General features: G+C 69.1%; 9 protein-coding genes. 2 read left to right on the forward strand and 7 right to left on the reverse strand.

Annotated features, from left to right (window positions below; translation table 11 throughout):
* Positions 1–12: 12 nt before the first annotated feature.
* From AC1M14_RS24105 to AC1M14_RS24115, 3 genes are all read right to left on the reverse strand, one after another.
* Positions 13–894, reverse strand: coding sequence for a branched-chain amino acid ABC transporter permease (locus tag AC1M14_RS24105; protein WP_102775712.1), 882 nt, complete (start codon positions 892–894; stop codon positions 13–15).
* A gap of 10 nt (positions 895–904) precedes the next feature.
* Positions 905–1897 (reverse strand): branched-chain amino acid ABC transporter permease, encoded by a 993-nt coding sequence (locus tag AC1M14_RS24110; RefSeq protein ID WP_102775711.1) that lies wholly within the window; start codon positions 1895–1897, stop codon positions 905–907.
* Between the two features lie 88 nt (positions 1898–1985).
* Positions 1986–2909 carry a LysR family transcriptional regulator gene (locus AC1M14_RS24115; RefSeq protein WP_102775710.1) on the reverse strand — a complete coding sequence of 308 codons (924 nt, stop codon included), beginning with the start codon at positions 2907–2909 and terminating at the stop codon, positions 1986–1988.
* A gap of 119 nt (positions 2910–3028) precedes the next feature.
* Here AC1M14_RS24115 and AC1M14_RS24120 point away from each other — a divergent pair, with 119 nt between their 5' ends.
* Together AC1M14_RS24120 and AC1M14_RS24125 are read left to right on the forward strand one after the other, a co-directional pair.
* Complete coding sequence (locus tag AC1M14_RS24120; protein WP_111826771.1) at positions 3029–4261, forward strand: amino acid ABC transporter substrate-binding protein; 1233 nt, start codon at positions 3029–3031, stop codon at positions 4259–4261.
* A 178-nt stretch (positions 4262–4439) separates the two neighbouring features.
* Positions 4440–5858, forward strand: coding sequence for an amidase (locus tag AC1M14_RS24125; RefSeq protein ID WP_479730569.1), 1419 nt, complete (start codon positions 4440–4442; stop codon positions 5856–5858).
* 14 nt (positions 5859–5872) lie between these two features.
* Here AC1M14_RS24125 and AC1M14_RS24130 read toward each other — a convergent pair whose 3' ends face one another.
* From AC1M14_RS24130 to AC1M14_RS24145, 4 genes are read right to left on the reverse strand one after another with little or no spacing between them, the layout of a single operon-like run.
* Entirely contained in the window at positions 5873–7366 is a 1494-nt protein-coding gene (locus tag AC1M14_RS24130) for an efflux transporter outer membrane subunit (RefSeq protein WP_479731835.1), read from the reverse strand.
* Positions 7366–10479 (reverse strand): multidrug efflux RND transporter permease subunit, encoded by a 3114-nt coding sequence (locus tag AC1M14_RS24135; RefSeq protein WP_479730570.1) that lies wholly within the window; start codon positions 10477–10479, stop codon positions 7366–7368. Before AC1M14_RS24135 ends, AC1M14_RS24130 begins: the two co-directional genes overlap by 1 nt.
* Positions 10476–13574 carry an MdtB/MuxB family multidrug efflux RND transporter permease subunit gene (locus tag AC1M14_RS24140; protein ID WP_479730571.1) on the reverse strand — a complete coding sequence of 1033 codons (3099 nt, stop codon included), beginning with the start codon at positions 13572–13574 and terminating at the stop codon, positions 10476–10478. The genes AC1M14_RS24135 and AC1M14_RS24140 overlap by 4 nt, the downstream gene beginning before the upstream one ends.
* Positions 13575–13587: 13 nt before the next feature.
* The gene (locus tag AC1M14_RS24145; protein WP_102775704.1) at positions 13588–14838 is read right to left on the reverse strand and encodes an MdtA/MuxA family multidrug efflux RND transporter periplasmic adaptor subunit; all 1251 of its coding nucleotides are present in this window, start codon (positions 14836–14838) and stop codon (positions 13588–13590) included.
* Between the last annotated feature and the right edge of the window lie 46 nt (positions 14839–14884).

Consider the following 14884-nt stretch of genomic DNA (forward strand, 5'->3'; position numbering starts at 1 on the left):
TACGGCTCCCGTTCAGCGCAGCGCCTGGCGGCCGAACAGGCCGCTGGGCTTGACGAAGATCATCGCCACCATCAGCGCGAAGCCGCAGATGGTGGCGATGGACGGGTTGAAGAACACCACCGACACCTGCTCCGTGATGCCGTACAGCAGCGCGCCCACCAGCGCCCCCACCGGATGGCCCAGGCCGCCCAGCACGATGACGATGAAGCCGATCAGCGTGTAGTCGTTGCCCATGAAGGGCGAGAACGCCGGGAACACCATCGCCACCAGCACGCCGCTGGCCGCGGCCAGGCCCACGCCCAGGCCGAAGGCCACGCCGGACAGGCGCTCGGCGTTGATGCCCACGATGCGCACCGCATCGCGGTTCATGATGATGGCGCGCAGCGCCTTGCCCACCTGGCTGCGGTACAGGAACACGGTCAGGCCGCCGATGATGGCCAGCGCGATGACCAGCGCCAGCAGGCGCACGGTGGGAATCAGCACCGGCCCGAACTTCAGGAACACCGGATCGATCTCGTACGGCAGCGAACGCGCGTCGGCGTCGAAGGCCAGCAGCATCAGCGCGCCCAGCATGATGGACACGCCGAACATCAGCAGCAGCGAGCTGATCTCGGGATCGTCCGCCTTGTTCAGCCGCGGGATCAGCACGAAGTACAGCAGGTAGCCCGCCAGGAAGAAGGCGGCGAAGGCCAGCGGCAGCGCCAGCAGCGGATTGATGCCGGCGTACTCCATCAGGTAGTAGGCGAAATAGGCGCCCAGCACCAGGAATTCGCCGTGCGCGAAGTTCACCACGCGCAGCACGCCGAACACCACGTTCAGGCCCACGCCGATCAGGCCGTAGATGGCCCCCAGGATCAGGCCGTTCATCAGGCCCTGGATTATCAGTCCGGTCATGGCGGCCTCCTCAGGCGATGTAGCGGCGCAGTTGCGGCTTGCGCTTGATCAGGCTGCCGACGATGCCGCGCGGCAGGAACAGCATCAGCAGCACGATGATCAGGCCCAGCAGCAGTAGGTTCACCACCGGGAATTTCTGCCAGATCATGTGGTCGATGCCCAGCAGCGCCAGGGTGCCGACCACCGGCCCGAGGATGGTGCCGAAGCCGCCGGCCATGGCGTAGATGATGCTCTTGGCCGTGATCAGCACGTGGAAGGCGTACTCCGGGTCCACCACGTTCGTGTACCAGGCCTCGATGCCGCCGGCCAGGGCCGGAAACAGCGCCGCCAGCAGCCAGGCCTTCAGCCGCGTATTGGGAACGTGGATGCCGACGCAGGCGGCGGCGCCGTCGTCGTCGCGGATCGCCTTGAGCGCGCGGCCCAGGCGCGAGGCCGACAGCCACGTCACGGTGGCCAGCGTGGCGCCCATGACGATCAGCATGGCGTAGTAGCTGTGCGAGGGATTGTTGGCGTTGGACAGGATGATGCCCATGCTGCCGCCGGTGAAGGACTGCGGCAGGTTGGAGATGACCAGCTTGACGATGGTGGCCAGCGCCAGGCTGACGATGCCGAAGTACACCCCGCGCAGGCGCAGCGTGGGCGCCAGCAGCAGCGCGATCGCCAGGCCCACGCCGCCGGCCGCCAGCAGCGAGGGCAGGATCGGCCAGCCCAGGATCTTGTAGCAGATGCCGGTGGCGTACGAGCCCACCCCGTAGAACACCACATAGCCGAAAGGCAGGTAGCCGGTGAAGCCCACGCAGATGTTCATGGCGCTGGCCATGGTGATCCACAGCATCAGGTAGAACGCGAACGAGATGTTCGAGGTCGCCAGCGGGATCGCGGCCAGGATGGCGGTCAGCGCGACAAAGACGGTGATTGCGATGCGGGTGCGCAATCGCACCGCGCGCTGATCCTGCGCGCGATGCGAAGCCGCGCCCGCCGCCAGGGCGGGACTGCTGCTCATGGTGTCTTCCTCCGGGCCCGTCCGGGGTGGACGGCCGATTTCTTTGGAGGAGATTATGGCCTACACAACCATAACTTTAGGTTAAGTATTAACCCTGATTTTCGGCCGGAAAGGCCTCCGCCAGCACCTGGCGCAGCCCCTTGATGAACTCCACGGCGATCGCCGAGGGCTCGCGGCCGCTGGCGTAGACGGCCGAGATGTTCAGCGGGATGCGCTCGGCCAGCGGCACGATCACCACGTCGGGCATGGTGTTCTGCATGACGGTGAATTCGTCCACGATGGCGATGCCCACGCCAGCGTTGACCAGGGCGCAGGCCAGCTGGCTCCAGGGCACGTCCGCGCACATATTGCACGGCAGCCCGGCCTGCTCGAACGCCCCCAGCACCAGCATGCCGAAGGGCATGCGCGTGCCCACCACGATGTGCGGATGCGGGGAAAGGTCGGCCAGGCTGACCAGGCTGCGCCCGGCCAGCGGGTGCGATTTCGGGATCGCCGCCACCATGCGCCCCACGTGCAGCAGCTCGGACGTCAGGAAAGGATGATCCGCCTGCATGACCACCAGCCCCAGCTCCGCCTCGCCCTGCAGCACCTCGGTGATCAGGCTGGGCAGCGCACTGGTGTTCAGCCGCAGCAGCAGCTCGGGATGGCGCTGTTGGAAACGCGCCACGGCGCGCGGCACCAGGAACTGCGCCAGGCTGGGGATGGAAGCCAGCCGCAGCACGCCGGTGCCGTGCTCGGACAGGGCGTCGGCCAGATCGTTGACGCGCTGCATCATGCGCTGGGTCTTTTCGATCTCCTCGAACAGGCTGTGCACCTGCGGCGTCGGCCGCAGCCGCCCGCGCACCCGCTCGAACAGCGTGAGTCCCAGGGATTTCTCGGTCTGCGCCAGCATCCGGCTGACCGCCGGCTGCGAAATGTTCAACAGGCGCGCCGCGCCGCTGATCGACCCGGCCATCACGATGGCCCAGAGCATTTCGGTCTGCCGGTAGTTCAATTTATTCAAGGCGTGCACTCCATGCCTATTTGTTATACGCTTTCTCGGGTGTTGGGCAATTATTGCCCAACACCGGGCCTGGCGCTCAAGCTGCGCGGGAGACAGTGCCCACGTCCAAAAACGATAGGAGACAACCCATGTTCGCGAAATCCTGGCTGTTCCGCTTACCGGCCGTGGCCCTGGCCCTGGCCGCCCTGACGCCCTCCCTCGCCGCCGCCCAGACCTCGGACAAGATCCGGGTGGGCATGACCGTGTCGTCCACCGGCAGCTTCGCGCTGGCCTCGCAATCCGGCGTGCGCGGCGTGGAGCTGTGGGTCGACGACGTCAACCGCCGTGGCGGCATCGAACTCAACGGCAAGAAATACCCGGTAGAACTGGTCAAGCTGGACGACCGCAGCGACAAGCAGATGGTGACCCGTGTTTACGAACGCCTGATTGTCGATGAAAAAGTCGATCTGGTGTTCGCGCCCTTCGGCTCCACGCTGACGGCCGCGGCCGCCACCGTGACCGAACGCCTGGGCAAGTACATGATGGTCTGGTCGGCCGCCAGCGACGATCTCTACAAGCAGGGCTTCAAGAACATGGTGTCCGGCACGCAGATGCCGGTCTCGGCCATGCTGCGCGCCAACATGGAGCTGGCCGCCAGACAGGGCGTGAAGAAGGTGGCGCTGCTGTATTCGGACGAACCGTTTCCCGCCGGCCTGGCCGAAGGCGGCCGCGAACAGGCAACCAAGAACGGCATGGAGGTGGTGCTGTTCGAGAAGTATCCCAAGGGCCAGAAGGATTTCAGCACCATCCTGCAGAAGGCGCGCGCGGCCGGCGCCGAGGCGCTGGTGCCGACCTCGTACGAAGGCGACCTCATCAGCATGACGCGCCAGATGAAGCAGCTGGACATCAACTTCCCGTATGTCTTCATGGTCTATGCATCCACGCCGCAGTTCCAGGCCATCGGCGCGGACGCCAACTACATCTACAGCCACACCAACTACCACCCCGCCATCAACTGGAACGTCAACGCCGGCATGACGCGCGAGCAGTTCGCCGCGGCCTATGACCGCAAGTTCCCCAAGGCCGAGTTCCCGCCCGACTTCCAGACCGCGCTGGCCTACGGCGCGGGCGCGCTGACCGAGGAAATCGTGAAGAAGGCCGGCGGCACCGACGCCGCCGCGCTCAAGAAGGCCTCGCTGGACCTGTCCGGCAAGCTCACCGTCATGGCCGGTCCGTACGCCATCGACGACACGGGCAAGCAGCTCCTGATGCCCTTCCCCGTGGTGCAGTTGCTGCCCGGCAAGGGCATGGTGCCGGTGTGGCCGGCGGACGTCGCCACGCAGAAGCCGGTTTACCCGGCTCCTGACTGGAAGGCGAGGTAGAGGTCCCCCCCCCTACGCGCTTACGCGCGCCCCCCCAGGGGGGCGACACCTGCAGACCGGCGGAGCCGGATCTGGCGGTGTCCCCGCTTTGGGGGGGCCAGTTGCAAGTTGGGGCAGGAACTTTTTTTTGCCGGGGGGCACGGTGGTGCGTGCCGCTCGTCCATCTTCTGAGGAAAACATGTCTGACATCGCATTTGCCACGCTGGGCGAACTGGCGCGCGGGCTGGCCGCGGGCCGCTATAGCTCGGTGGAACTGGCGCGGCTTTACCTGGACCGCATCGACCGCGCCAATCCGGCGCTGGGCGCCTACGTCAGCGTCGACCGCGAAGGCGCGCTCAAGCTGGCCGAGGCCGCCGACGCGCGGCGCCGCGCGGGCTACGGGCTGCTCGGTCCGCTGGACGGCCTGCCCGTGGCCGTGAAAGACCTGTGCGACATCGAAGGCCAGGTCACCACGGCCGGCTCGCAGGCGTGGACGCAGCGCCGCAGCGCGGTCACCGCCACGGCGGTGACGCGGCTGGTCGACGCCGGCATGGTGGTGCTGGGCAAGACGCACATGGTGGAGTTCGCTTTCGGCGGCTGGGGCACGAATCCCGTGATGGGCACGCCGCGCAATCCCTGGGACCTGGCCCGCGCCCGCATACCCGGCGGCTCGTCCAGCGGCTCGGGCGTGGCGGTGGCCGCGGGCCTGGCGCCGGCCGCGCTGGGCTCCGACACCGGCGGCTCGGTGCGGATTCCGGCTGCGCTCAATGGCATCACCGGCCTGAAGACCACGCGCGGACTCATCAGTCTGCACGGCTCGGTGGCGCTGTCGCACACGCTGGACTCCATCGGCCCGCTCACGCGCGACACGCGCGATGCGCTGCTGTTGACCCAGGCCCTGTCCGGCCCCGATCCGCGCGATCCCGTGACGCAGGCCGTGCCGGCCTTCCGCTTCCATGAACCGGCCGCGGGCGCGCAGCCGCTGCGCGGCGTGCGCATCGCGCTCATGCCGCCGGCGCAATATCCGATCGCGGTGGACGCGGCCGTGCAAGGCGCCCTGGACGACGCGCGGCGCGTGCTGGCGGGGCTGGGCGCGGACCTGGTCGAGGCGCCCTTCCCCTTCGATTTCCACGACATGATGCTGCGCAACGGCCAGATCATCGCCGCCGAAGCCTATGCGCAGCATCGCGACTACATCGAGGACGGGAACCTGCCCCTGGGCCCTCACGTGCGCTCGCGGGTGCTGGCCGGCAAGCACGTGAGCGCCGCCGACTACATCCGCGCGCTGCAGGCCCACGCCGCCGCCTGCGAGGACTGGCGCAACTGGATGCGCGATTACGACGCGCTGCTGGCGCCCTGCCTGCCCTTCGCCGCCTGCCCGCTGGAGGAAGTGGACGAGGCCGCCACGCCGCTGGCGGCCTTCACCCGGCCCGGCAACTACGTCAACGCCTCGGGCCTGGCGCTGCCCGCGGGATTCACCGCGGACGGCCTGCCCATCGGCGTGCAGCTGCTGGGCAAGCCCAACGGGGAAGGCGCGCTGGGCCGCATCGGCATGGCGTTCCAGGCGCAGACCGACTGGCACCTGCGCCGGCCCGGCCTCGCCGCGATCGGGCTGTAGCCGCCGTTGCCGCGCTAGTCGGCCGCGGGCGCGGCATCCCGCGCCTGGGCGACGGCCGGCTGCGGCTCCCAGCCGCCGCCCAGCGCCACGATCAGGTTGACGCTGGCGGCCAGGCGGTTGCCCAGCAGGCTCAGCGCGTTGCGCTCGCTGCCCAGCGCGGTGGCGTCCACCACGGCCACGCTGAGGTAATCCACCAGGCCCGCCTGGTATTGATTCTGTATCAGCCGCAGCGATTCGCGCGCCGCTTCCAGCGCGCGGCGCTGCACGGCCTGCTCCTGCTCCATGACGCGCAGCTGGATCAGATAATCCTCGACCTCGCGCAGGCCGGTCAGCGCCGTCTGCCGGTAGGCCGCGGCCTGGGCGTCGTAGGATGCGCGGGCCTGTTCGACCTGCGCCTGGCGCGCGCCGCCGTCGAAGATGGTCAGCGCCAGCGCCGGTCCCAGCGACCAGAAGCGCGCCGGCGCGGTCAGCAGCTCGGCGAACTGGCCGTTGCGAAACCCGCCGTCGGCCGACAGCGTCAGCGTGGGGAACCAGGCGGCCTGCGCCACGCCGATCTGGGCGTTGGCGGCCGCGGCGCGGCGTTCCGCCGCCGCCACGTCGGGGCGGCGCTCCAGCAGTTCGGACGGCAGGCCCACCGGGATCTGCGGCAGGCGCAGCGTGAACACGGCCGGCGCCAGGCTGAACTGCGACGGCGCCTGGCCCATGAGCACGGCGATGGCGTGCTCGAGCTGGCCGCGCTGCCAGTCCAGGTCGATGGACTGCGCGCGCGTGCTTTCCAACTGCGTGCGCGCCACGGCCACGTCGGCCTGGCCGGCCACGCCCACGGCATAGCGGTTCTGGGTCAGCTGCAGCGATTTCTCGTAGGCCGCCACGGTGGCGTCGAGCAGGCGTTTCTGTTCGTCCAGCACCCGCAGCTGCAGGTAGGACTGCACCAGCGCGGCCTGCGCGCTCAGGCGCGTGGCGCCCAGGTCGGCCAGGCTGGCCGCGGCGCTGGCTTCCGAGGATTCGACGCTGCGCCGCACCCGCCCCCACAGGTCCGCCTCCCAACTGACGCTGCCGGTCAGCGAATACTGGTTGGACACGTTGCCGCCGGAGGCGGAGGTCGCGCCGCCCTGCCCGCCGCCGCTGCCCGAGCGGCTCATGCCGGCGCCCGCGCCCACGGTCGGGAAGAAGCCGGCGCGCGCGCCGCGCACCAGCCCCAGCGCCTGCCGGTAGTTGGCCTCGGCCTGCGCGATGGTCTGGTTCGACGCGTTCAGGCGCGCGACCAGATCGTCCAGCACGGGATCGTCGTAGACCCGCCACCACTGGCCGCGCTCGGCCTCGTCGCGCGGACGGGCGGGCTTCCAGCCGTCGACCTGGACCTGGCCTTCCTTGTAGGCCGCGCCCACGTCCAGCGCCGGACGCTGGTAGTCGGGACCGACGGCACAGGCGCCCAGCAGCGCGCACAGCGCGGCCGCGGCGGCGCCGCGGGGAAGAAGGCGATTCACGGACAGCATGGCGTTGCGCATCATGTTTGTTCTATGGAGGCGGCCGATCCGTCGCGGCGGGCGCGTCCGCGCGCGGCCCACAGGCGGAAACGGTCCAGGTAAAGATAGACCACGGGCGTGGTGTACAGCGTGAGGATCTGGCTCAGCACCAGGCCGCCGACGATGGTGATGCCCAGCGGCTGGCGCATCTCGACGCCGGCGCCGGTGGCCAGCACCAGCGGCAGCGCGCCGAAGATGGCGGCCATGGTCGTCATCATGATGGGGCGAAAGCGCGTCAGACAGGCCTGGAAGATTGCGTCGCGCGGGCTCATGCCCTGGCTGCGTTCCGCCTCCAGCGCGAAGTCCACCATCATGATGGCGTTCTTCTTGACGATGCCGATCAGCAGGAAGACCCCGATCAGCGCGATCAGCGTGAAGTCGTAACGCAGCAGCAGCAGGGCCAGCAGCGCGCCCAGCCCGGCCGACGGCAGCGTGGACAGAATGGTCAGCGGATGCACGAAGCTCTCGTACAGAATGCCCAGCACGATGTACATGGTGACCAGCGCCGCCAGGATCAGCCAGGGCTGCTGCGCCAGCGTCTGCTGCAGGGCCGCGGCGGTGCCCTGGAAGCCCGCCTGGATCTGATCCGACGGCAGGCCGATGCGCGCGACCGCCGCGTCGATGGCCGCGGTCGCCTGGCCCAGCGAAACGCCCGGCGCCAGGCTGAACGAAATGGTGTCGGCCACGAACAGCCCCTGGTGCTGCACGCTGAGCGGCGCGTTGGTGTTCTCCAGCCGGGTGAAGGCCGACAGCGGCACGCGCGCGCCGGCCGCCGTGATCACCTCGACCTGCCTGAGCGATTCGATGTCCTGCGCGAACTTGGGGTCCACGCCCAGCACCACGTGGTACTGGTTCAGCGGCCCGTACATCACCGAGACCTGGCGCTGGCTGAACGAGTTGTTCAGCACCGTGGAGATGGTGGACATGCTGACGCCCAGCCGGGTCGCCGCGTCGCGGTCTATCACCAGGTCGATCTGGCGGCCCTTGTCCTCCACGTCGGCGTCCACGTCGGTGATTTCGGGAATCTTGGCCATGGCCTGCTGCACCCTGGGCATCCAGGTGCGCAGCAATTGCAGGTCGCCCGACATCAGCGTGTAGTCGTACGAACCCTGGCTCTGGCGTCCGCCGATGCGGATGTCCTGCTGCGACACCAGGAACATGCGCGCGCCCGGCATGTTCTGCAGCTTGCCGCGCAGCCGGTTGATGACCACGTCGGCCGAGACCTTGCGCTCCTCCAGCGGCTTGAGCTGGATCTGCATGAAGCTGCTGTTGCTGCCGCCGCGCCCGCCGGCGTAGCCGGTCATGCTCTGCACCGCCGGATCGGCCAGCACCACCTTGCGCAGCGCTTCCAGCTTGGGCACGGTGGCCTGGAACGAGGTGCCCTGGTCGACCCGGAAAAAGCCCAGCAGCTGGCCGGTGTCCTGCTGCGGGAAGAAGCCCTTGGGCACCACCGTGTACAGGTAGACGTTCAGCCCCACCGCGATGGCCAGGGTCAGCATCATCAGGCGGCCGTGCGCCAGCGCCCAGCCCAGCGTACGGCGATAGCCGCCGAGCATGGCCTCGAAGCCGCGCTCGGCCCAGCGCGCCAGCCTGCCGGGCGGACGCGGCTCGCGCGGTTCGTTTTGCAGCAGGCGCGCGCACATCATCGGCGTGAGGGTCAGCGACACCACCAGCGACACCAGGATGGCGGCCGACAGCGTCACGGCGAACTCGCGGAAAAAGCGCCCGACCACGCCGCCCATCAGCAGGATGGGTATGAACACCGCCACCAGCGACAGGCTCATCGACAGCACCGTGAACCCGACCTCGCGCGAGCCGCGCAGCGCCGCGCGCATGGGCGACATGCCGCGCTCGACGTGGCGCATGATGTTCTCCAGCACCACGATGGCGTCGTCGACCACGAAGCCGGTGGCCACGATCAGCGCCATCAGCGAAATCGTGTTGAGGGTGAAGCCGCTGAGATACATGATGCAGAAGGTGCCGATCAGCGACACCGGCACCGCCACGCTGGGGATCAGGGCCGCGCGCCAGCGCCGCAGGAACAGCAGCACCACCAGCACCACCAGGCCCACCGCGATGATCAGCGTCAATTCGGCCTCGTGCAGCGAGGCGCGGATGCTGGGCGTGCGGTCCTGCGCCACGGACATGTTGGCGTCGGCCGGCATCAGGGCCTGCAGCACCGGCAGCTGGGCGCGCACCGCGTCCACCGTCTCCATGATGTTGGCGTCGGCCTGGCGCCGCACGATCATCAGGATGGCCTTGCTGTGGTTGTAGAAGCCGGTCTGGTACAGGTCCTCGACCGAGTCCTCCACCTTGGCCACGTCCGACACGCGCACCGGCGCGCCGTCGCGCCAGGCCACGATCAGCGGCCGGTACTGCTCGGCGCGGCTGAGCTGGTCGCTGGCCATGATCTGCCAGTGGTAGCGGTCGTTCTCCAGCACGCCCTTGGGCCGGTTGGCGTTGGCGTTGGCCAGGGCCGCGCGCAATTCGTCGAGCGACACGCCGCGGTTGGCCAGCGCCCCCGGCAGCACCGTGACGCGCACCGCCGGCAGCGAACTGCCGCCCACCGTCACCTCGCCCACGCCCTCCACCTGCGACAGCTTCTGCGCCACGATGGTCGAGGCGATGTCGTAGAGCTGCCCCTGGCTGAGCGTGTCCGAGGTCAGCGCCAGCGTCATGATGGGCGCGTCCGAGGGATTGGACTTGTGGTACGTGGGATTGCTGCGCAGACCGGTCGGCAGCAGCGAGCGCGCCGCGTTGATGGAGGCCTGCACGTCGCGGGCCGCGCCGTTGATGTCGCGCGAGAGATCGAACTGCAGCGTGATGCGGGTGGAGCCCTGCGAACTGCGGGAGGTCATCTCGGTGACGCCGGCGATGCTGCCCAGCGAGCGCTCCAGCGGCGTGGCCACGCTGGAGGCCATGGTCTCGGGACTGGCCCCGGGCAGGCTGGCCGACACCGAGATGGTGGGGATGTCCACCTGCGGCAGCGGCGCCACCGGCAGCAGGAAATAGCACAGCAGGCCCGCCAGCACGACCGCCAGGCTCAGCAGCGTGGTCGCCACCGGCCGGACGATGAAGGGCGCCGACAGGATCACGACGCATCCTCCGCCGCGGCGGCGCGCGCCCCGCGCCAGCGGCGCGACATGCGGTCGAACATCAGGTAGATCACCGGCGTGGTGAAGAGCGTCAGCACCTGCGACAGCAGCAGCCCGCCGACCATCACCAGGCCCAGCGGCTGGCGCAGCTCGGCGCCGGTGCCGGACGACAGCATCAGCGGCAGCGCGCCGAACAGCGCGGCCAGCGTGGTCATCAGGATCGGACGGAAGCGCAGCAGCGCCGCCTCATGGATGGCCGCCAGCGGGGTCAGGCCGCGCTTGCGCTCGGCGTCCAGCGCGAAGTCGATCATCATGATGGCGTTTTTCTTCACGATGCCGATCAGCAGGATGATGCCGATGATCCCGATCATGTCGAGCTCGGTGCCGCTGATGAGCAGCGCCAGCAGCGCCCCGACCCCGGCCGACGGCAGGGTCGACAGGATGGTGATGGGATGGATATAGCTTTCGTACAGCACGCCCAGCACGATGTACATGGTGACCACCGCGGCCAGGATCAGCCACAGCGTGCTCGACAGCGAATTCTGGAACGCCAGCGCCGCGCCCTGGAAGCGCGTCTCGACGCCGGTGGGCATGCCGATGTCGGCCTCGGCCGCGGTAATGGCCTCGACCGCGCCGGACAGCGAGGCGCCCGGCGCCAGGTTGAACGACACCGTCACCATGGGGAACTGGTCCAGCCGGTTCACGGCCAGCACCGTGCGCCCTTCGGTGATGCGCGCCACCGACGACAGCGGCACCTGCCCGCCCGAGGCGGTGGGCACGCGGATCTGCCCCAGCGAGGACGGCGTCGTCTGGAACTGCGGCTGCACCTCCAGCACCACGCGGTACTGGTTGGACTGCGTGAAGATCGTGGAGATCAGGCGCTGGCCGAAGGCGTTGTACAGCGCCTCGTCGATCACGGCGGCCGTGATGCCCAGGCGCGAGGCCGCGTCGCGGTCGATCTCGACCCAGGCCTGCAGGCCTTCGTCCTGCAGGTCGTCGGTCACGTCCTTGAGTTCGGGCACCTGGCGCAGGCGCTCGACCAGCCTGGGCGTCCATTCGCTCAGCACCTTCAGGTCCGGATTGGACAGCGTCATCTGGTACTGCGTGCGGCTGACCCGGTCTTCGATGGTCAGGTCCTGCACCGGCTGCATATAGACCGTGAGGCCGTCCTGTGCGGCCAGCGCCCGGTCCAGGCGCGCCATCACCGTGCGCAGGTCGCCGTCGCGCTCGGCATGCGGCTTGAGCGCGATCTGCAGGCGTCCGGCGCTGAGCGTGGCGTTGCTGCCGTCCACGCCGATGAAGGAGGACACGGCCTGCACGTCGGGATCTTCCAGCACCAGGCGCGCGGCGGCCTGCTGGCGCTCGGCCATGGCCTTGAACGAAATCGACTGCGGCGCCTGGGTGATGGCCTGGATCAGGCCGGTGTCCTGCTGCGGGAAAAAGCCCTTGGGGATCGCCAGGTACAGCAGCACCGTCAGCGCGAAGGTCGCCAGCGCCACCAGCAGCGTCAGCGGCTGGTGCCGCAGCACGACCTGCAGCCAGCGGTCGTAGCCGGCGATGACGCGGTCGATGAAGGCGCCCGTGGCGCGATGGAAGCGCCCGTGCTTCTGCGCCGACTCGGCGCGCAGCAGGCGCGCGCACATCATGGGCGTCAGGCTCAGCGACACCACCAGCGAGATCAGGATGGACACGGCCAGCGTGATCGCGAACTCGCGGAACAGCCGTCCCACCACCTCGGTCATGAAGAGCAGCGGGATCAGCACCGCGATCAGCGAGAACGTCAGCGATATCAGCGTGAAGCCGATCTGCGCCGCGCCCTTAAGCGCGGCCTGCAGCGGCGTCTCGCCCTCTTCGAGATGACGGGCGATGTTCTCGATCATGACGATGGCGTCGTCCACCACGAAGCCGGTGGCGATGGTCAGCGCCATCAGGGTCAGGTTGTTGACCGAGAATCCGGCCAGGTACATGACGCCGAAGGTGCCGACCAGCGACAGCGGCACCACCACGCTGGGAATCAGCGTGGCCGTGAGGCTGCGCAGGAACACGAAGGTCACCATGACCACCAGCGCCACCGCCAGCAGCATTTCGAACTGCACGTCGGCGACCGAGTCGCGAATGGTCTGGGTGCGGTCGGACACCACGCTCACGTCCAGCGTGGCCGGCAGGGCAGCCCGCAACTGCGGCAGCAGCGCCTGGATGCGGTCGACCACGTCGATCACGTTGGCGCCCGGCTGGCGCTGGATGTTCAGCAGGATGGCGGGCTTGTCGCCGGCCCAGGCCGCCTGCCGCACGTCTTCGGCGCCCTCGACCGCGCGCGCCACGTCCGACAGGCGCAGCGGCGCGTTGTTCTGGTAGGCGATGATCAGGTCGTTGTAGTCGGTGGGCGTCTTGAGCTGGTCGTTGGCGTTGATGGTGGTCGAGCGCAGCGGACCGTCCAGGTTGCCCTTGGGCTGGTTCACGTTGGCGCCGACGATGGCCGTGCGCAGGTCCGACAGCGACAGCCCGTTGGCCGCCAGCGCCTGCGGATTGACCTGCACCCGCACCGCGGGCCGCTGCCCGCCCGCCACGCTGACCAGGCCCACGCCGGAGATCTGCGACAGCTTCTGCGCGACCCGCGTGTCGACCAGGTCGCGCACCTGCGGCAGCGGCATGGTGGGCGAGGTGATCGCCAGGGTCAGCACCGCCGCGTCGGCCGGGTTGACCTTGTTGTAGGTCGGCGGCACCGGCAGGTCGCCGGGCAGCAGGTTGGAGGCGGCGTTGATGGCCGCCTGCACTTCCTGCTCGGCCACGTCCAGCGGCAGGGTGAGATTGAATTGCAGCGTGATGACCGAGGCGCCGCCCGAACTGGTCGACGACATCTGGTTCAGGCCCGGCATCTGCCCGAACTGCCGCTCCAATGGCGAGGTGACCAGCGAGGTCATCACGTCGGGGCTGGCGCCGGGGTACAGCGTCACCACCTGTATGGTCGGATAGTCCACTTCCGGCAGGGCCGAGACGGGCAGCAGCCGGTAGGCGATGAAGCCGGCGATCAGGATGGCCACCATCGACAGCGTGGTGGCCACCGGACGCAGGATGAACAGGCGCGACGGACTCACGGCGTTTCCCGGTCTATTTCGACGGCGGCGTGGTGCCGGCCGGCGCGCCCGCGCCCAGCGACTTGTCGCGCGGAGCCGGAATCACGCCGGCGTCGCCCACCACTTCCACCTTGGCGCCGGCGCGCAGGCGGTCGGTGCCTTCGACCACCACCCGGTCGCCGGGCTGCAGACCCTCGTTGACCGCCACCATGCCGTTGTTGATCGCGCCCAGCTTCACCTGGCGCACCAGCACCGTGTTGTCCTGCTGCACCAGGAATACGAAGGCGCCGGCCGAACCCTGCTGGATGGCGGCGGTGGGCACGGCGGTGACGTCCTTGCGCGTCAGCACGTGCAGCCGCACGTTGACGAACTGGTTGGGGAACAGCGCGTCGTCGGTGTTGTCGAAGCGGGCCTTGAGCTTGAGGGTGCCGGTGGTCACGTCGATCTGGTTGTCCAGGGTTTCCAGCTGGCCCGTGGCGATGCGGCGGGTGTCGGCGCGGTCGTAGGCGTCCACGGCCAGCTTGCGGCCGGCGGCGAGTTCGGCGCGCACCTCGGGCAGCTGGGTCTCGGGCAGCGTGAACACCACGGAAATCGGCTGGGTCTGGGTGATCACCACCAGCCCGTTGGTGTCCGAGCTGGACACCAGATTGCCGCGGTCCACCTGACGCAGGCCCAGACGGCCGTCGATGGGCGCGGTGATGCGCGCGTAGTCCAGCTGCAGCCGGGCGTTGTCGACGTTGGCCTGGTCGCTCTTGACCGTGCCCTCGTACTGCCGCACCAGCGCCGCCTGCGTGTCGACCTGCTGCTTGGCGATGGAATCCTGCTTGTACAGGGCCTGGTAGCGCTGCAGGTCGCGGCGCGCGTTCTCCAGCTGCGCCAGGTTCTGCATCTGCGTGCCGCGCGCCTGGTCCAGCGCCACCTGGAAGGCGCGCGGGTCCACCTGCGCCAGCAGGTCGCCGGCCTTCACGCGCTGGCCTTCCTGGAAGGCCACCTCGACCAGCTCGCCGCTGACCCGGCTGCGCACGGTGACCGTGTTGTAGGCCGTCACCGTGCCCAGCGACTTCAGGAAAATGTCGATGTCCTGCCGGACGGCGGTGGCGATGCGCACCGGCACCGCCATGTTCGCCATTGCCGCCCCGGGCGGACGGCCCCCGCCCGCCGGCTTGGCCGCCGGCCGCAGCAACAGCCAGGCGATGCCGGCCCCGGCAAGCAGCAACAGCGCCAGCACGGCCAGGCGGCGGCGGGACCTATGGGCGGGCGGAGAAACGGGACGGCTTTCAGGCATGTACGTTGCAGACGCGGGCAGGGAAAGCCGTATTGTCTACTAGACC

It is taken from the genome of Achromobacter sp. SX5, assembly GCF_056711425.1.